General features: G+C 62.2%; 14 protein-coding genes. 7 read left to right on the top strand and 7 right to left on the bottom strand.

What is annotated here, in order from left to right; genetic code table 11:
• Nucleotides 1-4: 4 nt before the first annotated feature.
• Nucleotides 5-4,876 carry a dermonecrotic toxin domain-containing protein gene (locus tag ACIPW4_RS03480; protein WP_400654807.1) on the bottom strand — a complete coding sequence of 1,624 codons (4,872 nt, stop codon included), beginning with the start codon at nt 4,874-4,876 and terminating at the stop codon, nt 5-7.
• A 197-nt stretch (nt 4,877-5,073) separates the two neighbouring features.
• Between ACIPW4_RS03480 and ACIPW4_RS03475 the strand changes: the two genes are divergently transcribed.
• From ACIPW4_RS03475 to ACIPW4_RS03465, 3 genes are all read left to right on the top strand, one after another.
• Nucleotides 5,074-6,000, top strand: coding sequence for an alpha/beta fold hydrolase (locus tag ACIPW4_RS03475; RefSeq protein ID WP_400654805.1), 927 nt, complete (start codon nt 5,074-5,076; stop codon nt 5,998-6,000).
• Between the two features lie 74 nt (nt 6,001-6,074).
• A complete protein-coding gene (locus tag ACIPW4_RS03470) occupies nt 6,075-6,494 on the top strand; it encodes a VOC family protein (RefSeq protein ID WP_400654804.1) in 420 nt (139 codons plus the stop codon).
• A gap of 212 nt (nt 6,495-6,706) precedes the next feature.
• Complete coding sequence (locus tag ACIPW4_RS03465) at nt 6,707-8,380, top strand: MFS transporter (protein ID WP_400654802.1); 1,674 nt, start codon at nt 6,707-6,709, stop codon at nt 8,378-8,380.
• A gap of 55 nt (nt 8,381-8,435) precedes the next feature.
• Here the strand turns inward: ACIPW4_RS03465 and ACIPW4_RS03460 are convergent, their stop codons facing one another.
• Together ACIPW4_RS03460 and ACIPW4_RS03455 are read right to left on the bottom strand one after the other, a co-directional pair.
• Nucleotides 8,436-9,005, bottom strand: coding sequence for a hypothetical protein (locus ACIPW4_RS03460; protein ID WP_400654800.1), 570 nt, complete (start codon nt 9,003-9,005; stop codon nt 8,436-8,438).
• Nucleotides 9,006-9,080: 75 nt separating this feature from the next.
• Nucleotides 9,081-9,467, bottom strand: coding sequence for a VOC family protein (locus ACIPW4_RS03455; RefSeq protein ID WP_400654799.1), 387 nt, complete (start codon nt 9,465-9,467; stop codon nt 9,081-9,083).
• A gap of 212 nt (nt 9,468-9,679) precedes the next feature.
• On the opposite strand from ACIPW4_RS03455, the gene ACIPW4_RS03450 reads away from it, so the two are divergent.
• Both ACIPW4_RS03450 and ACIPW4_RS03445 read left to right on the top strand, forming a co-directional pair.
• The gene (locus tag ACIPW4_RS03450) at nt 9,680-10,144 is read left to right on the top strand and encodes a hypothetical protein (protein ID WP_400654797.1); all 465 of its coding nucleotides are present in this window, start codon (nt 9,680-9,682) and stop codon (nt 10,142-10,144) included.
• A gap of 274 nt (nt 10,145-10,418) precedes the next feature.
• A complete protein-coding gene (locus ACIPW4_RS03445; protein ID WP_400654795.1) occupies nt 10,419-11,324 on the top strand; it encodes a LysR family transcriptional regulator in 906 nt (301 codons plus the stop codon).
• 59 nt (nt 11,325-11,383) lie between these two features.
• Here the strand turns inward: ACIPW4_RS03445 and ACIPW4_RS03440 are convergent, their stop codons facing one another.
• Both ACIPW4_RS03440 and ACIPW4_RS03435 read right to left on the bottom strand, forming a co-directional pair.
• Nucleotides 11,384-11,800 (bottom strand): RidA family protein, encoded by a 417-nt coding sequence (locus ACIPW4_RS03440; RefSeq protein ID WP_400654794.1) that lies wholly within the window; start codon nt 11,798-11,800, stop codon nt 11,384-11,386.
• Entirely contained in the window at nt 11,800-13,119 is a 1,320-nt protein-coding gene (locus tag ACIPW4_RS03435) for a flavin-containing monooxygenase (RefSeq protein ID WP_400654793.1), read from the bottom strand. Before ACIPW4_RS03435 ends, ACIPW4_RS03440 begins: the two co-directional genes overlap by 1 nt.
• Nucleotides 13,120-13,412: 293 nt before the next feature.
• Here ACIPW4_RS03435 and ACIPW4_RS03430 point away from each other — a divergent pair, with 293 nt between their 5' ends.
• Both ACIPW4_RS03430 and argE read left to right on the top strand, forming a co-directional pair.
• Nucleotides 13,413-14,090: a DUF1028 domain-containing protein gene (locus tag ACIPW4_RS03430; RefSeq protein WP_400654792.1), complete on the top strand. Its 678-nt coding sequence runs from the start codon at nt 13,413-13,415 to the stop codon at nt 14,088-14,090.
• Nucleotides 14,083-15,243 carry an acetylornithine deacetylase gene (gene argE / locus ACIPW4_RS03425; protein ID WP_400654790.1) on the top strand — a complete coding sequence of 387 codons (1,161 nt, stop codon included), beginning with the start codon at nt 14,083-14,085 and terminating at the stop codon, nt 15,241-15,243. The genes ACIPW4_RS03430 and argE overlap by 8 nt, the downstream gene beginning before the upstream one ends.
• A gap of 114 nt (nt 15,244-15,357) precedes the next feature.
• On the opposite strand, the gene ACIPW4_RS03420 is transcribed toward argE, so the two are convergent.
• Together ACIPW4_RS03420 and ACIPW4_RS03415 are read right to left on the bottom strand one after the other, a co-directional pair.
• A complete protein-coding gene (locus ACIPW4_RS03420) occupies nt 15,358-16,860 on the bottom strand; it encodes an amino acid permease (protein ID WP_400654787.1) in 1,503 nt (500 codons plus the stop codon).
• Between the two features lie 195 nt (nt 16,861-17,055).
• Complete coding sequence (locus ACIPW4_RS03415) at nt 17,056-18,324, bottom strand: carbohydrate porin (protein WP_400654786.1); 1,269 nt, start codon at nt 18,322-18,324, stop codon at nt 17,056-17,058.
• Nucleotides 18,325-18,342: the final 18 nt, after the last annotated feature.

Below are 18,342 nucleotides of genomic sequence, written 5' to 3'. Positions count from 1 at the left end.
CAGATTACCTGTTGTTGCGATCCTGCTCGCCTGTGAGTTGCTCGAACAGCGCCTCGCGCTGCAGGTCACGCCCGGATTGCAACTGCCGACTGGCCTGCTGATAGAGTGCGCTGCTCAAGTCCACTCTTTGCAGAGTGCCGTTCGCCCCCAGTGATGCGCCGGGCAACGCTTCGCGCAATGCCTGGAAAACCGCGTCGTCCAGCGAGGTCACGGCTTCGCTTTCGGCATCCAGGCAGTAGTCCAGGTACTGCAACCCCAGGTACCAACGCTCATCCAGCGTCTCGAAACGGTTGCCGAAGCGCTGCATCAGGTAACGCTGCCAGATAGGCTGGCGTGCTATCCAGCCCCTGCGTTCGGCGGCCGTATCATCAAGCATCCGTACGGCTTGCTCGACGTTGCTCTCGACATTGCTCGAGATCATGGCGAGATCGCGATAGAGCATGCCTTCGCTGGCTTCAGGAAACTCAAGATACCGGTACAGCGATTGGCGTAATGCCAGTCGAATTTCAATCAGGTCAGTGCCGCCTCGCAGCAACGCTTCGTCATCGAGGTCGTCCAGGAGATCCAGGGCTGGCAGGGGCTGGGTATCATGTTGATTGTCGACAGCCAGCCGCTCCCGAGTTAGCGGGGCCTGCCGTGCGAGGCGCGCAAGCTGGATGCGCTCGCCCAATGCATTGACCATCTCGCGGCGGTACAGCTTCCTGAAATAATTGAACAAGAAATAGGGGCGGGGTGCTTCCTCGGCCAAAACCTTGAAAGTTTGCGCCTCCAACTGCAATGCACTGAAAGCATCAGCGCCAGCGTCCTCGCAGGTAGGCGGGTAATCTTGCGCAACCGTATTCAGATGTTTGCGCAGCGCCTGATCCTGCCTGGCCTGTTCGAGCAGTTGCCAGACCTGCCTGGCCATTCTGTCACGGCCGCGTAGCGCCTGGTCAGAACTTCCCGCGCGCTCGACAACGTCACGCAGGTGGCGATTTTCGTTTTCTTCGAACAAGTCTTGCCATAACCGTCGTTCCTCATCATTGGCCCCTTGGAGCCACGGGTGATCGGCAATGTCCGATACATCGCTGTCGATATCGATTTGCACGCCTGTTGCACGTAGCCGCTGAACGCTTGCGGCGTCGATGTCGTTGTCATTGAATTCCCAGTAGCTGCGGTTACGGGCTGTACGTAGGGTTTCGGCAAACGGGCTGGCCAAGATCTGGTCCAGCGCCTCGATCTGATTGATCGAGTTCGAACTCAGGTTCAGGTGGCGAAGCTGCGGAGCGTCTTGCAGCATCAGCTGGGTAAGGCCGGGTGGCCATGTTTGCAGCGCGCAGTTACGCAACTGCAGGTTTCGGAGTTGCACCAGTCGGGTGACGTCGGGTGGGGTGTGCAAAGGGTTGTTGCTCAGGCGCAGGTCACGCAATGTGTTCAGGTGGGTGAAACCCGATGCCAGCGGAGTGTCCAGGATGATAGCGTTATCTTCCAGGTCCAGAGCCTCGAGACGTAGCGGCGCCAGGGCTTGCAGATCATCGGCGGCAAGCCGCAGGGCATTGTGGCGCAGGTTAAGCGTCAGTAGGCGGGGCAGTGCGCCCAGACGTTGGCGCATACCCGTGGTCAACCTACCCAAAGCGTTATTGCCCAGTTCCAGCACTTCGAGATTCGGCGTGAATGCCAGCGCTCCGAACAAGCCTTCGAAGTCCAGTTCGGGGCATTGCACCAGGCGCAAGGTGCGCAGCGCTGGGAAACTCTGGAAAAACTCGGTCGGAATACGCCTGATACCGATTCGCCGGATGCTCAGTGTGGTGATGTGATCGAACCTGGCGGGCAACGATGGCAGTGCCTCGACGTCCAGCGCCTCCAAGGTCAAGCTGTCAGGATCGTCTCTGCGCCAGGCTGCGTTGATCAATTCGCGTACTTCGGTGCGCCCATCACGCTGATTTTCAGTGCCCTGTTCTTCCCATTGACGCAGAGTCGAGTCGAGCAAATTGCGCTCGCGCTCCAGCGCACCGAGCTGCTGCCCAATGTCACCGCGTTGGCGCAGTTGCCGTAGCATCGCATTGCGTTGGCTGGAATCCAGACTTGGATACAGTGCCTGCAAGCGACGATGCGCGGGGGACAGCCAGGACAGTCGGCCACTCAGCGAGTAACCAATGCGCCCGTGCGCCAGGCGCATCGGCGAGCGATAGCCAGGCCTGATCGGCTGTTGGCCAATCAGCCTGGCCGCAAGGGGCCGATCGGCCGCGGCATACTCCAGCCGCTGACTGGCGTCGGCGGCCGGGTGCTCGGATACCATGGCGGTGTCCAGCACAGTGCTGTCGGTATTGGCCAATGCCGGGCGATACATCCCTAGCAGTGCCTTGTTCAGGCGGGCGCGTGCCTGCAATGCTCGAGCTTCTTCGGCAATCCGCAGAGGCACCCGCCCACTGCTCAGGCGCGCGCGTTCATGGGCATCGGTATGGGCCATGATCTCCTCGACGGCGCGTCGAGGCAGCCCCTGGAACTGACTGGCCAGCACCTGTGCCGGTTCGGAAAGTGGGAGCTGTTCGTGAGTGTAAAACCTTTCGCGCAGCGTGCTCCGACGCTGCTCCAGATACAGGGCGAGCTTGGTGCTCAGTGCCTGGCTCTGCTCAGCGGCGCCAGTGCCAGCGGGCAGAAGCTGCGCCAGCGAGCGTTCGTCCAGTTGCGCGACGATTCTGGAGGCGAGCACGCCAGCGTCCAGTTCTCTGCGGTTGATGTGCACCTCTTGCGTCACAGCGTCCTCTGCAGTGGTGCTATAGAGCGTGCTAGGCCCCCAGTTTTCCGGCCCATTGTAGGCTCTGATCGCATATTCCTGCGGCCAGCCTTCCAGCTCGGTCAGGCTGGGCAGTGCGAAATTCCTGTGGGCGTACAAGGGCGATTGATCACGGACCCGCTGCACCAGGTCGTCCACCTGACGTTCGGACCGGAGCCGATCGAGCAGGTCGGCAAGCAATGCGGGTGGGCGTTGCCCGGCAACCTGGGCATAGCGCAAGGTTTCTTCCGATTCGCCCGAGCATTTCAGTGCCGCCTGCAACTCGTGTTCTTCCAAGCCGGCGCCGATGGGCCCCAGGCGCCTCAGCAGCAGGCGCTGATCCCATTCCACGGGTGACTCGTGCAAGCCCCGCCAGGCTCCTTCGCCATTGTCCAGCAGCGGCGGGCGATAGGCCTGCGGGTCGCGCGGGTGGGCAATATGCCAACGACCATGTTCCTGTTGCTGTTCGTACAGGGTGCCATCCAGCCGTATGAAGTGTCGGCCATTCAGCGTATAGCGGCCCTGGGCATCGGCTTCGATGTCATCGGGTATCTTGACCTCGCTGGCGTAATCTTCCAGGCCGGCGCGCCATAGCAGGTTCTTGCCGTCTTTGACGATGCTCTGCATTTCGTCGACAAAGCCCGATGCCTTCAATGCTGCCGCGCCAGCACCGACTGCAGCCACTACCCCAATGTTGATCAGGATCGACTCCAGCTGGGCCAACGCTTGTTGGTTGTCGCCTTCCTCCCAGGCGCTGATGCCTTCGAACACACTGTCCATGATCTGTGCCGCACCTACCGCCAGCATGAGCGTGTTCAGGCCAGGGACGAACATGGCTGCGACATTGAGGACGTTGAAACCAAGGTCCAGCCAGTACTCCAGGTTTCGTTCCCGTACTCGGGCGTCTACATCGGCGGTGGGTATCGCTATCGAACGGGCATCGGCCCTGAGCCTGGTCAGGTGATCCGACTCCAGCTCTGCCCAAGGCCGGCTCGAGCGTGCATGCTCCCCGGGGTCCAGGTGAGTCGAGTCGCGTGGCTGCAACGCGTTCGCATCCGCCTCCTGGGGGTTGCTGAACAGAGCACGCTTGAGCCGTTGGTTCAATTCCGCTTGCTGCCGTTGCAATGCCAGACCGACGAAGCGCTTGCGGTAGTCCGTTTGCAGAAGTTGCTCATGCAGGTGGCTGTAAACCTCTGCGAGGGAAGCAAACTGCCTGATCTGACCGTCGTTCGCTGGGTCATAGAGCACTACGGGGTCGTGTTTGCGAGTGTCTGCAGGTGCGATGAACAGCATTTCGTGGATGGGAATGCCGAACAGCGTCAGCTGCCAGCAACGCAATGGACGCTCTTTGTAGAGCGGGGCATCAGCAATATCCGCCGCCATTGCGTGCAAGGCTGCCCAGACGTCAACGTCGATCAGTTTCTTGCAGCGGGCGATTCGGGTCTGGACGCGAAACTCGTCACGTCGGGCGGCCACCGCCAGTGCTCTTGTGTGGCTCGCCTGCGGGCCTGCGAACACCTCGTTCAGGTGATCCTGATAGCGCTTGCCCAGATCCAGTTCGCGACATCGACTTATGAACTCGGCCAACGGCAGGCCAGAGATCGGCAGCGTGTCCTCGCGACTGCGTTGCAGTCGACTCAGCCGGGTGGTGTCGTTCGGGCCTTCGAAATTATGCAGGGCGGCTTCCAGAAGGCTGAGATACCGAGGCGCGCCTTTTGCTACGACCGTACCCAGCTCTGTGGGTGGCGGCAGGCCAACCGGCACGCCAACCGGGTGCTTGATCTCGACAGGTTGATGCACGTAGAGGGCCTGGCTCACCGGGATGTCGAGCTTCAATTGCGCTTGCAACAGTGGCGCGCAGTAATCGCTGATACTTTTGAGGTTGCTCAGCGCGGTTTGCAACGCCGAGCGGCTTTTGTCGCGCAGTGCAATGGCCCGTTGTATGCCTTCTTGCATGAGCGTATCGGCATTGCTGAACCACGGGTAGGGCACACCATCGGCATCCAGGTATTCCTTGCGCAGGCTCTGGACAATGCGGCTGGCATGGTCGGGGTGAAGTTGCTTGCTCCATTGCGGCAGGGATTGTTCGATCTGTTCACGGTGAAAAGGTGTGTAAGGCATGTGGCTCTCCTCTACTGGGCGCTCCATGAAGCACCGGAGTGCGCGGCACCGTGGGGTACATAGTTGCTCCCGTCTGTCGTCGTCGGTCACGCGTATGTGCCTGTCGGCTTGGGACCAGCGCAGTCCGGCAGGCTGGGCCAAGGTGGTTTGCCGGCCTGACGAGTACGCGCCAGGCCTCCGTCAGGGAGATAAGGAACATGCGCACGCCATTGCATCCCAGGGATCATCTGCTGGACCTGAACGGTATCGAAATTGCGGTGCGCACTTGGGGGCCAGAGGATGGCATTCCCGTGTTGGCCTTGCATGGCTGGCTGGACAATGCCGCATCGTTCGAGCGGCTGGCACCGATGCTCGATGGCTGTTTCGTGGTCGCACCGGACCTGGTCGGTCACGGCCGCTCTGACCATCGGCGCCATGACAGTGGCTATTACCTGTGGGAACACGCCGAGGACATGCTGGCGGTCACCGACAGCCTGGGCCTGTCCCGGTTTCACGTGCTCGCCCATGGCATGGGGACCGGTATCGCTTCGCTGCTGGCGGCCATGACCAGTGGCATTGCCAGCATGATTTTCTTCGATGGCATCGGTGCCCCATTCACCGTGGCCGAGGATGATCGCGTGCAGCACTTGGCACGCGCCTATCGTCTCAAGAAAATGGTTCAGCGCAGCCAGTTGCCAGGGTTTGCCGAACCCGACGGCAGCCGTTTCGACAACTTGGAAAGCGCGCTCGAGCAAGGTCGCAAGCGCCTGGAAGGTGAAATAGGTGAAGATGCCGCGCGGCTGCTAGCATTGCGCGACCTTTTGCAATTGCCCGACGGCTATTGCTGGCGACACGACCCGCGCCTGGTATTGCCTGAACCGATGCCGTTGACCGAGCGCGAGGCGTGCGACCTGCTGCGCGAAATTCGCTGCCCGTTGTACCTGATGTTCGGCAGGCAGGGCGCATTTGCCAGCAACGGTATCGAACATCGCCAGGCGGCGCTGCCACGTCAGGCCAAGGTATCCTGGCACCCAGGTGGGCACCATTTCCATCTGGAGGCGCCAGACCGCGCACTGGTCGATCAGGTTCTACGCATTCTCGCCCACCATGAGGGTGGCCTGCTGCAGCGCCTGGTGAATGAGTAGGCGTGATGGTCAGCGGGCCATGTACTGGGCTAAGGTGGCGACGTCCATGAGCAATCGCCACAAGGAGATCTGGCATGCGACCGTTCGCGATCAAACACATCGACCATCTGGTGCTGCGGGTCAGCGACCTGCAGCGCAGCGTGTCTTTTTACCGTGACCTGCTGGGTTGCTCGATCAGCCGTGAACGGCCGGACCTGGGCATGGTCCACTTGGCGACCGGTACGGCGATGATCGACCTGGTAACGCTCGACGGCCCCCTGGGCCTGCCCGGTGGTGCGGCGCCGGGGGCCGAAGGGCGCAACTTGCATCACTTCTGCCTGCGCATCGAACCGTTCGACGAGCCGGCATTGAGGGCTTACCTGCAGGCGGCGGGCGTGGCGGTCGAACCGGCAGAAAAACGCTATGGCGCCGAAGGTGAGGGGCTGTCGCTGTATTGCTACGATCCCGATGGCAACCAGGTCGAACTCAAGGGTGCGGTGGAGCCTGCGGCGTGATCAGGGGCGAGGCAGTTGGAAATTGGGCGATTACGATGCTGGCAAGTGGATATTGCGGCAAAGACGATTATGCTTCAGTTACCTTGCTGCGATCCGAGGCGGCTCGCCTCGTCGTGCTTCGCGCAACCAATGCAAGCCCTTGGGCCTGGGTGCGACGGTGAAATGGGTGTGAGGTACTCCGGCCTTCGATAACGACAAGACGGAGGCAACCCATGGCGGTTCTCGACAGCGCTTCCACGGGCAGTAGCGCGCCCCAGCGGGGCATCACCAAGGAGGAGCGCAAGGTCATCTTCGCCTCCTCACTGGGCACCGTGTTCGAATGGTACGATTTCTACCTGTACGGTTCGCTGGCGGCGATCATTGCCAAGCACTTCTTCGCCGGCGTCAATGAAACCACCTCGTTCATCTTCGCCTTGCTGGCCTTTGCCGCCGGCTTTGCCGTGCGGCCGTTCGGTGCCATTGTGTTCGGCCGCCTGGGGGACATGATCGGGCGCAAGCACACCTTCCTCATCACCATCGTCATCATGGGCCTGTCCACCGCTGTGGTGGGGCTGTTGCCCGGTTACGCGACCATCGGCGTGGCGGCACCGATCATCCTGATCACCCTGCGTCTGCTTCAGGGCCTGGCGTTGGGCGGTGAATACGGCGGTGCGGCGACCTATGTGGCCGAACACGCGCCCAAGGGCCGGCGTGGCTTCTTCACGGCATGGATCCAGACCACCGCCACGCTTGGCCTGTTCCTCTCGCTGCTGGTGATCCTTGCCTGCCGCACCCTCATGGGTACCGAGGTGTTCGAGGCCTGGGGCTGGCGGGTGCCGTTCCTGCTGTCGATCCTGCTGCTGGCGATCTCGGTGTACATCCGCATGCAGCTCAACGAGTCGCCGGTGTTCCTGAAAATGAAGGCCGAAGGCAAGGCGTGCAAGGCACCGCTGACCGAATCGTTCGCCCGTTGGGACAACCTCAAGGTGGTGATCATGTCGCTGCTCGGTGGCACTGCCGGGCAGGCGGTGGTGTGGTACACCGGGCAGTTCTACGCGCTGTTCTTCCTGTTGCAAATGCTCAAGATCGACCCGCAGACCGCCAACTTGCTGATCGCCGGCTCCCTGCTGATCGGCACGCCGTTTTTCATCTTCTTCGGCAGCCTGTCGGACCGCATCGGCCGCAAGAAGATCATCATGGCCGGTTGCATCATCGCCGCTTTGACCTACTTCCCCATCTTCAAGGCGCTGACCGAATACGGCAACCCCGACGTGTTCGTCGCCCAGGAGCAGAACCCGGTGGTGGTGGTCGCCGACCCTGGCCAGTGCGCGTTCCAGTTCGACCCGGTGGGCAAGGCCAAATTCACCAGCTCTTGCGACATCGCCAAGAGCCTGCTGGCCAAACGTGCGATTCCCTACACCAACCAGGCTGCCGAGCCTGGCAGCGTGGCGCAGATCCGCATCGGTGAACGGGTGATCCCGAGCTTCGACGGCAGTCGCCTGGCGGGCGCCGACTTCAAGACCCAAAGCGATGCCTTCACGGCGACCATGGCTGGCGCCCTGAAAGAGGCGGGTTACCCGGAAAAGGCCGACCCGGCGAAGATCCACTACCCCATGGTGCTGTTGCTGCTGACCATCCTGGTGATCTACGTGACCATGGTGTACGGGCCGATTGCTGCCTGGCTGGTTGAACTGTTCCCGGCGCGTATCCGCTACACCTCGATGTCGCTGCCTTACCACATTGGTAATGGCTGGTTCGGTGGCTTCCTGCCGACGGTTGCCTTCGCCATGGTGGCGGCGACCGGGGATATCTACTACGGGCTGTGGTACCCGATCGTGATTGCGGTCATGACGGCTGTGCTGGGGATCTTCTTCCTGCCGGAAACCAAGGACCGGGATATCAGTTAGGCAGGCCTGGCCTCTTCGCGGGCCAAGCCCGCGACGAGGCCGGCACAGGCAAAAGTCAGTCGAAATAGCCTCGCAGGCTGAAAGCGTACCCAGTATCCACCCCCTTGGCCTCACCCTGGTTCCAGCGCTTCTTGAGCACGAACTCGAATGCCGGTTCGTACAACCCATCCCTGATCAGCGCCCCCGCCAGCACCTCGACGTCATACCAGCCATTGTCCAGCTCGATGATCGGCCGCCCCGGCACCTGATAGCGGGCTATCAGGTCACCCAGCGTCTTGTTGGTGAAGTGTTGCAGGATGCGCCAGGTGTAGAGCATCACCGCCCGATTCTCGACTTGCAGCACATAGCCGTTGCGCCGGTGCTTGAGGCGGCTGCCGGGTTCGAGCAGGGCGGGCGTGTGGTTATCGAGGGTGAACAGGATGTGATAGGGCAGGTTGTCGACCCCCGCCAACGGTACTACCACACCCTCGGCCACGGCCTTGTCACCGCTGTCATTGCTGGTGAACTCGCGGGCCAGATCGTCTGACAGGTGGTTTTCGTGTTTGAAGCGTTCCAGCAGCTGGATATCGCCCAGCAGAAAGTAGTCGACCAGGTCGTTGAGTACTTCGCTGAATTCGTGGCGCATCTGTTTTCCTTATTGTGGCGCACGGGATACAGCTGCAATGTAGCCAATGGCAGCATCGGCTGCCATGGGCGTTGCTCAGTGTTTCTGGGCGATTTGAATCAGGTTGCCGCAGGTGTCGTCGAAGGTGGCGACGGTGACCGGGCCGAGGCGGGTGGGCTCCTGGGTGAACACCACGCCAGCTGCGCACAGGCGGGTGAACTCGGCCTGAATATCGCGCACGCCGAAGGACGTGGCGGGGATGCCGTCCTGCCTCAATGCAGCTTTGTAGATCTTCGCCGCTGGGTGCACGTCGGGTTCGAGCAACAACTCGACGCCGTTGGGGTCGCTGGGCGAGGTGAGCGTCAGCCAGCGGTGCTGGCCCATGGGGATATCGTGCTTGGGCATGAAACCCAGTACATAGTGGTAGAAAGCCAGGGCCTTGGCCTGGTCGTCGACGAGGATGCTGGTGACAACGATCTTCATAGGCGCACACCGTTCCTGCGGGTCGTTAACCACTAGTAAAGACGTTCTGGCCTGATTCACCAGTTGGCGCATCATGCCCTTACGTGGGACGTCAGATTTGTAATCCCTTTCGTTAACTCATGTAAGGCTGCTCTCTATCTCCTTCAAGCCGCCATTTTCCTCCGCGAACACTACTATCGTGCGGTTCCTCAATACCCATGCAAGGAACAGACATGAAGCTCAAATCCATGCTGGTTGCTGCCGCCATGAGCATTCCGGCCATCGCCAACGCAGCCGCTCCTACGCCGATCAAGGTCCCCGTTGGGAACCCCACAATGGTTCATCATCTGAAGTACGAGGTGATGTACAGCGAAAAGCCGTTTGAGCTGGCGACCATCTACTACTACGACAATGGTATCTACAAGATCGTGTCGCCTGGTGAAGATCACTATGGTGTCTACGTGATCGTGGGGCAGTCGACCGATACGGCCTACAAGATCAGCTACCTGTCACTGCCATCCGAAGATTGGGGCGCAAATGTCGCAAGGCACGATCTGACCTTCGACAATCAGAACGGGGTTTTCACTCAGCAAGCCCTCGCTCACACGGACCAGAACATCCCTCCGCAGCACGGCAGCTTCGTTCAGGCAGAGAACACGGCTATCGATCATTCCAGTGTTCACTGGCGTCAGCCCTGACGGCACGTTCTGACCCTTGACGCTGTACAAGGCCCTTCGCCGGTTTACGGGACTGCTGTCTTTCCAGAAGTGGACAAGTGCTGCGGCAGATCCTCTTTTCGACTGATGACGACGGGCTATCATTGCTTCGGGGCGAAGGGTCAGGACTGAAACATAAAAACCATCTTCAAGACTTAGGCAAATCCTTCATCACCCAGCGGCCCGTTGTATCAGGCCACAAGGTAAAGTGGCAGGAAAATTCCAGGCGCCCGTGAAGGGCGCCAACGAGGTGCCTGTGGCTTCCTACACCCTGCGACAACTCAAATACTTCGTCACCACCGTCGAGGCCGGCAGCGTTGCCGAGGCCTCGCGCCAGCTGTACATCGCCCAGCCGTCGATCTCCACGGCGATCAAGAGCCTGGAGGAAAGCTTCGGGGTGCAGCTGTTCATCCGCCACCATGCCCAAGGCGTGTCGCTGACCCCCAGTGGCAAGCGCTTCTATGCCAAGACCAAGTCGCTGTTGCAGATGGCCCATGAGTTCGAGCAGAACGCCCTGGCAGATAACGACACGGTGGCCGGGCAGATTGACATCGGTTGTTTCGAAACCGTGGCGCCGTTGTATCTGCCGCGGCTGATCGCCGGCTTTCGCGAGCGCTATCCCGGTGTGGACATCCGCCTGCGCGACGGCGAGCAGCAGGACCTGATCCAGGGCCTGACTGCCGGTACCTTCGACCTGGCGTTCCTGTATGACCACGATCTGGACGGCACCATCGAGGCCGAGCCCTTGATGCCGCCGCAGAAACCCTACGTGCTGCTGCCCGAGAAGCACCGCTTCGCCGGCCAGACGCAGGTATCGCTGCGCGACCTGTGCCCGGAGCCGATGATCCTGCTGGACGTGGCGCCGAGCCGGACCTATTTCGTCAGCCTGTTCAATGAGATGGGCCTGACGCCGAACATCGTCTTCAGTTCGCCGTCGATCGAGATGGTGCGCGGGATGGTGGGGCAGGGTTTTGGCTTTTCGTTGCTGGTGACCCGGCCACACTCGGAATGCACCTATGACGGGCAGAAGCTGGTGATGATCGACATCGCCGAGCCGGTGGCGTTGTCGGGGCTGGCGGCGGCGCACCTGAAGCGGGTGCAGCTGACCAAGCCTGCGCAGTTGTTCGTCGAGTTCTGCCGGGAAGAACTGGCCAAGTTCTGAAAAAGCTTCGCGGGACAAGTCGGAAGGGGGCGCATGGCGCCCCCATGGGCCTCACTGGATCACTGCTGATCCGGCACCACCGCAATCACATCGATTTCCATCAGCCACTCGGCCTGGGCCAACCCGGCCACCACCAGCCCGGTGGAAATCGGGAACACGCCCTTGAGCCACTTGCCCACTTCCTTGTACACCGGCTCGCGGAAGCGCGGGTCGGTGATATAGGTGGTGGTCTTGACGATGTGCGACAGATCGGAGCCTGCCTCTTCGAGGAGCTGCTTGACGTTCTTCATCGCCTGCTCGGTCTGCGCCTGAGGGTCACCCAGGCCTACCAGCTTGCCTTCGAAATCGGTGCCGACCTGACCGCGCACGTAAATGGTGTTACCGGCCCGCACGGCCTGGCACAGGTCGTTGTCCAGGGTCTGGTTAGGGTAGGTTTCCTTGGTGTTGAACATGCGGATGCGAGTATGGGTAGGCATCAGTGGGCTCCGAGGGTGCTGACGTTGCTGATCGTGTTGTGTTGCTGGTCTTGCGCCTCGCGCTGTTCGCGGTCGCGGTAGGCCAGGTAGGTGCGTTGCGTGGCGATGTGGCCGGCGATGTGCTTGGCGTCGTGCCACACGCCCCAGATGAACGACGAGCCGCGGCGTGACAGCCAGGGCAGGCCGAGGAAGTACACGCCCGGCTCGCGGGCCACGCCGCGCTGGTGCTGAGGCTTGCCGTTGGCGTTGAAGGTGTCGACCTGCAGCCAGCTGAAGTCCACGCCGTAGCCGGTGGCCCAGATGATGCTGGTGACGCCGGCCTGGGCCAGGTCCAGTTGCTTGAGCGGATGGGTCATGCATGCCGGGTCGGCCAGGCGCTTGCGCGCTTCGGGCTCTGGCGGCAGGTCCAGGCCGTTGCGCTCGACATAGGCGTCGGCGGCATCCAGCAGGGCCAGGTAGTTTTCGTCGCCGCGGTTGATGTTCTCGACCAGATTGTCCTGGAAGCGCGCCACTCCGTTGTCGAACGACTGGGTCAGGCCGACCAGGGTCATGCCCTGGTGGGCAAGGGCACGGAAGTCCACGGTGTGGCCGCCACGGGCGCCGCTGACGGCGATGGTCACGTGCTCGCGGCCCGGCTTGGCGATTTCCGCGTCCCACTCGCCCAGCACGCCCAGCCACCAGCAGAAGTCGCGGTTGCGGTAGGCCCGTGGTGGGCGGTCGTGGGCACCGACCGAGAGGTACACCTGGCGCCCGGCACGCATCAGTTCTTCGGCGATCTGCACACCGGAAGATCCGGCGCCCACCACCAGCACGGCGCCTTCAGGCAGTTGCTCAGGGTTGTAATAGGCGGCGGAGTGGATCTGGTGCAGGGTGGCGTCTTTTGGCGCGATGGCCGGGATGACCGGCTTCTGGAACGGGCCAGTAGCGGCAACCACGCGGTTGGCGCGGATCACGCCTTCGTTTGTTTCGATGGTGAAGCCTGGGCGATCGGCGTTGCGTACCACCTTCTTCACTTCGATACCGGTACGTACCGGCAGGTTGTACTTGCGAACGTACTGCTCGAAGTAGTCGGCGACCTGGTCCTTGCCGGCGAAGGCGTCGGCGTCGAGGTTGAATTCCAGCCCTGGGAAGCGGTCGTGCCAGACCGGGCCGTTGGCCACCAGCGAATCCCAGCGGCCGGTACGCCAGGCCTCGGCGATGCGCTTGCGCTCCAGCACCAGGTGCGGCACGCCAAGCTTGCTCAGGTGTTCGCTCATTGCCACGCCGGCCTGGCCGGCGCCAACCACGAGGGTGTCGATTTCGATGTTGTTCAGTGTCATGTCCGAGCCCTTGTTCAGGCGGTTTTTGTCAGGTCGGTTTTGGAGGACCGCCATTGCCTGGAGCCAGACTAGGGATGCCTGGAAATTCGCGAAAATAGTATTTAGCTGGGGCTTGCCGATAAAACGCCGAAGGCCCCGGTTTGCAAAGGCTTGGCAAGGCTTTCCGGGCATTTCGGGCGGTTTTTGCCGGCCTTAGTTTTTTCCTGTTCAAGGCACAGGAAAATGTTGGTTTCGTGGCCCTGAAGCTTGCGCCCAGAATGCAGTGCATCGCACAGAACAACAGGAGCTACACCATGACCTTCTCCATCATCGGTCGTTGCCAGGAAACCGGCCAGGTCGGTATCGCCATCAGCTCGTCGAGCATTGCCGTGGGCGCCCGCTGCCCGTGGGTGCGTGCAGGTGTCGGCGCCGTGTCCACCCAGAACATCACCCTGCCGGCACTCGGTCCGCAGATCCTTGATGCCCTGGAGCAAGGCCAGCTGCCGCCCGCCGCCGCGGTGGACCGGGTGCTCAGCGCCAATGGCTGGAGCGAGTACCGCCAGGTTACGGTGATCGACAGCCAGGGCCAGGTGGCGCTGTTCACCGGCAAGGAAGCGCTGGGTGTGCACAACGCCGTGGCGGGCGAGCAGTGCGCGGCCGCTGGCAACCTGTTGTCCTCGCTGCAGGTGATCGAAGCCATGGTGCAGGCCTTCGAGCAAGCTGGCGGGCACCTGGCGGATCGCCTGCTGGCCGCCATGCATGCTGCGATGGCGGCCGGTGGCGAGGCTGGCCCGGTGCATTCGGCGGCCCTGAAAATCGCTGGCGAGCTGACCTGGCCGCTGGTGGACCTGCGTGTGGACTGGGCGGAGCAGGACCCGATCGGTGTGCTCGATGGCCTGTGGCAGGCGTACCGCCCGCAGATGCAGGACTACGTCACCCGCGCCCTCGACCCGACCACCGCGCCGAGCTACGGGGTGCCGGGCGATGAGTGAATTCAGTAGCCGCGCCTTGCTGGAGCGGCTGATCGGCTTTCCCACGGTCAGCCGCGATCCCAACCTCGAGCTGATCGGTTTCATCCGCGATTACCTGGCCGGGCACGGTGTGGAATGCGAGCTTTTCCATAATCCGGAGGGCACCAAGGCCAACCTGTTCGCCACCATCGGCCCCAGGGATATTGGCGGTGTGGTGCTGTCCGGGCACACCGATGTAGTGCCGGTGGAGGGTCAGGCCTGGACGTTGCCACCCTTCGCCCTGACCGAGCGCGACGGCCGCCTGTATGGTCGTGGTACGGCCGATATGAAGGGGTTTATTGCTTCGGTGCTGGCAGCCGTGCCGGCGTTCCTTGCGCAGCCGCTGCGCATGCCGGTGCACCTGGCGTTTTCCTATGACGAGGAAGTGGGCTGCCTGGGCGTGCGCTCGATGCTGGCGGCACTGGAAAAGCGCCCGCACAAGCCGCGCTTGTGCCTGATTGGCGAACCCACCGAGCTCAAACCGGTGCTTGGCCACAAGGGCAAGCTGGCGATGCGCTGCGAAGTGCAGGGTGCAGCTTGTCACTCGGCCTACGCGCCTTACGGGGTGAATGCGATCGAATACGCCGCCAGGCTGATCGGCAAGCTGGGCGAGATCGGTGATGCCCTGGCGTTACCGGCGCATCACGATGAACGCTTCGACCCGCCATTCTCCACGGTACAGACTGGAGTGATCAAAGGGGGCAGGGCGCTGAATATCGTGCCGGAGGAATGTGCGTTCGATTTCGAAGTCCGTGCCTTGCCGGGTTATGAAGCCCAGGCGGTGGCCGACCAGCTGCAGACCTACGCCGAGGCCGAGCTGCTGCCGCGTATGCGCAAGGTGAATGCTGCCAGTTCCATTCGCCTGCAACCGTTGAGTGCGTACCCGGGGCTGGCCACGCCAGCCGACAGTGAGGCGGCGCGGTTGGTGGCATTGCTCAGCGGCTCGGATGCGTTCGGTACCGTTGCGTTCGGTACCGAAGGCGGTTTGTTTGACCAGGCCGGGATTCCGACTGTGGTGTGTGGGCCGGGTAGCATGGACCAAGGCCACAAGCCGGACGAGTTCGTCAGTGTCGAGCAGTTGCATGGCTGTGATGCGATGTTGCTGAGGCTGGTGGATCACCTCAGGCAGGCATGATGGTGTTGGCCTCTTCGCGGGTAAACCCGCTCCCACAGGGACCGCAGAGTGCTCAAGCCCTGCGCAGCACTTGTGGGAGCGGGTGTACCCGCGAAGAGGCCCTCAGCTTGATAATCAGATCTCGATCCCGCCGCTGACCAGTCCATACACCGCGATAACCGCTCCCAGCAGCACCACCGCGAACACCGCCCGCTCGAAGCCGTTGAACACCTGCCGCTGCTGTTCCATCCGAGCCTTGATGTACAGCAGCGTCCCCGGCCCATAGATCACGGCCGAGAGCAGCAGATACTTCATTCCGCCCGCCCATACCATCAGCACCGCATAGGCCGTCGCCAGCGCGGCGATCAGCAGGTCCTTGCCACGCTCCCGTGCATCATTTTCGTAGGTCTGCCGGCTAGCCGCCAGCTTCAACGCATAGGCTGCCACCAGCAGGTACGGGATCAATGTCAGCGAGCTGGTCAGCTCCAGTGCCAGGGTGAAGGCGTATTCAGTGAACCAGGTCAGCAACAGGAAGCATTGCACGAACAACGTGGTCAGCCACAGTGCGGCCGAAGGCACCTGATGCGGGTTCTCGCGAGTGAGAAAGGCTGGCATGGCCTGGTCGTGGGCGGCGGAGTACAGCACTTCGGCAGCCAGCAAGGTCCACGACAGGTAGGCGCCGAGCACCGAGATGATCAGCCCGATGCTGATGAAGATCGCCCCCCAGCGCCCGACGATGGCTTCCAGCACACCCGCCATCGACGGCTGGCGCAGGCCGGCCAGCTCCGGGCGTAGCATCACGCCGTAGCTGAGCAGGGTGATCAGCACCAGCAGGCACAGTACGCCGATGAAGCCCAGCACCGTGGCGATGCCGACGTCGCGACGATTGCGCGCGTAGCGCGAATAGACGCTGGCACCCTCGATGCCGAGAAACACGAACACGGTGACCAGCATGGTACTGCGTACCTGCTCGAACAGCGATTCGCTCGGCGACAGCATCTCGACGGCAGCATGCCCGACCCGGCCATAGTCATCGAGGTGCACCAGGTCTGCGGCAGGCCCCGCTGCAGCGGAGCCCCAGAAGTTCAGCGAGAACAGCTCGCTGTCGAAAGCGGCAATGATCACCACGATGAACACCAGGATCGGGATCATCTTCGCCACCGTGGCGATGCTGTTGATCACCGCAGCCTGTTGCACCCCGCGCAGCACCAGGAAATGGAAGGCCCATAGCAGCACCGATGAGACGGCGATGGCTGCCACCGTATTGCCTTCGCCAAACACTGGGAAGAAGGCGCCGAGGGTGGATTTGATGAGGATGAAGTAGGAGACGTTACCAATGCAGGTACCTGCCCAGAAGCCAAAAGCCGAGGCAAAGCCCAGGTAGCTGCCGAAGCCTGCGCTGGCGTAGGCGTAAATACCGGAGTCCAGGTCTGGGCGGCGGCGGGCGAGCGTCTGGAACACGAAGGCCAGCATGAGCATGCCGAAACCGGCGATGCACCAGGCGATGATCGCGCCCAGCCCTCCAGTGGCGCGGCCGAAGGTGGCCGGGAGGGAGAAGATGCCAGCACCGACCATGGAGCCGACGACCAGGGCGGTGAGCGCCCAGACGTTCAGTTTGCCTTCCGTTGCAGTGGTCATCGGGTTTGCTCCCCTTGCGCTGAAGGGTTGAGTAAAGACCGAGGGGCGTGGGTGTGCCAGCTGAGCGTGTTCTTCCAGTGGCGGCCCTTTCGCGGGTGAACCCGCTCCCACAGGTACGGCACTGCCCGCAAGGCATGTGAAACCCCTGTGGGAGCGGGGTCACCCGCGAATGGGCCGCAGAGCGGCCCCGGCAATCTAGAAGGTAGCCTTGACCTGCAGGCCCACCACCAGCGCGTTGTCGATGTCTTTCCCGGAGAACGCACCTGGCTCGATGATGTATTGCACATCCGGGCGCAGGTTCAGCCACGGCGTGGCCTGGTAGCCATAACTCAGTTCGATCAGCTGCTCGGCATTGTCGATGTTGGGGAACTGCTGACCGGCATTGAATGCGGCGTCTTCCAGCACATCGCGGCTACGAGGGTTCGGCACGGCGCGGCCATAGCCCAGGGCCACGGTATCGCGCGGGCGGCCTTCGAACGGTTTGTACAGCACCACGCCAGCGCCATACCACTTGGTGAATGGTGAGGCGGCCTTGCTCGACGCCGAGTACTGGCCAAAGGCATGCAGGCTGCGGCCCGGCGAGCCGGCGTCGTTCCACACCGCCTGGTCGACCAGCAGGTAGTGGCCTGCACGACCGGACACTTCCTTGTCACTGTCAACGCGCTTGACGTCGGAGCTGTCGTAGTAGTAACCCAGCTTGTATTCGCCCGGCAGTTCACTCTGCAGCTTGTATACCAGTTCCACGGGCACCACGGTGCCGGTCGTGTGCTTGGGACCCAGGTGCCAGGCACGGCTGGAGTTGCCATTGCTGTCCGGGTCGACGTTGAACGCCGCCACGCGCAGTTGCCAGGACGGCGACAGGTCGTACTTCACGCGCACGCCGAGGTGGGCGTTGGGGTAGTTGGTCCAGCCACTGCCGCCGGACATGTTCAGCGGGTGGCCGCAGAAGCCGGCGTTCATGAAGTTGCACAGGATGCCGCTGTCCAGGCCACCAAGGTCGTTGCCCATGGCCATGTAGCCGAGCTTGACGTTGAGCGCCGGGGTGAACAGGGTGCGCTCGTAGCTCAGTTCGGTCAGGCGGGTGTACAGGCCACCGTAGTTTTCCTGGATCGGCAGGCGGTTACCGACCAGGTCTTCCGAGGCGCTGTTGCCGCGGCGGTCGTTGATGGTCAACTGGACCTTGCCGGCGTTTTCCAGGCCGTACAGTTTCGACAGGTCGAACTGTGCGCCAAGCTTGATGTTCTGCGAGTAGCGCGCCGAACGGTGCAGGCCGCCGTGGGCGTTATAGGCGGTTTCACCGCTGTAGTCGCCGGTGATCTTGACGCCGTCTTCTTCGAGCTGGTGACGCAGGCCGCCCCAGTCACCGGTGAGGGTGTTGCGGGTCATCAGGTCGGCGTCGGCGAGGGCAGCGGTGCTGGCCAGGGCCAGCAGCAGGGCGGGGGTGATGCGGATTGCGGATGGCATTGCTGTGTCTCGGGTTGT

The sequence above is a fragment of the Pseudomonas sp. NPDC089996 genome (genome assembly GCF_044748405.1).
GTDB lineage: Bacteria > Pseudomonadota > Gammaproteobacteria > Pseudomonadales > Pseudomonadaceae > Aquipseudomonas.
Note: the sequence above shows the minus strand (reverse complement) of the source record. Positions and strands in the feature narration are given on the sequence as shown.

Excerpts from the sequence above, each read along its gene's own strand:
- ACIPW4_RS03480 (WP_400654807.1), bottom strand. The coding sequence starts at position 4,876 with ATGCCTTACACACCTTTTCACCGTGAACAGATCGAACAATCCCTGCCG.
- ACIPW4_RS03475 (WP_400654805.1), top strand. The coding sequence starts at position 5,074 with ATGCGCACGCCATTGCATCCCAGGGATCATCTGCTGGACCTGAACGGT.
- ACIPW4_RS03470 (WP_400654804.1), top strand. The coding sequence starts at position 6,075 with ATGCGACCGTTCGCGATCAAACACATCGACCATCTGGTGCTGCGGGTC.
- ACIPW4_RS03465 (WP_400654802.1), top strand. The coding sequence starts at position 6,707 with ATGGCGGTTCTCGACAGCGCTTCCACGGGCAGTAGCGCGCCCCAGCGG.
- ACIPW4_RS03460 (WP_400654800.1), bottom strand. The coding sequence starts at position 9,005 with ATGCGCCACGAATTCAGCGAAGTACTCAACGACCTGGTCGACTACTTT.
- ACIPW4_RS03455 (WP_400654799.1), bottom strand. The coding sequence starts at position 9,467 with ATGAAGATCGTTGTCACCAGCATCCTCGTCGACGACCAGGCCAAGGCC.
- ACIPW4_RS03450 (WP_400654797.1), top strand. The coding sequence starts at position 9,680 with ATGAAGCTCAAATCCATGCTGGTTGCTGCCGCCATGAGCATTCCGGCC.
- ACIPW4_RS03440 (WP_400654794.1), bottom strand. The coding sequence starts at position 11,800 with ATGCCTACCCATACTCGCATCCGCATGTTCAACACCAAGGAAACCTAC.
- ACIPW4_RS03435 (WP_400654793.1), bottom strand. The coding sequence starts at position 13,119 with ATGACACTGAACAACATCGAAATCGACACCCTCGTGGTTGGCGCCGGC.
- ACIPW4_RS03430 (WP_400654792.1), top strand. The coding sequence starts at position 13,413 with ATGACCTTCTCCATCATCGGTCGTTGCCAGGAAACCGGCCAGGTCGGT.
- argE (WP_400654790.1), top strand. The coding sequence starts at position 14,083 with ATGAGTGAATTCAGTAGCCGCGCCTTGCTGGAGCGGCTGATCGGCTTT.
- ACIPW4_RS03420 (WP_400654787.1), bottom strand. The coding sequence starts at position 16,860 with ATGACCACTGCAACGGAAGGCAAACTGAACGTCTGGGCGCTCACCGCC.
- ACIPW4_RS03415 (WP_400654786.1), bottom strand. The coding sequence starts at position 18,324 with ATGCCATCCGCAATCCGCATCACCCCCGCCCTGCTGCTGGCCCTGGCC.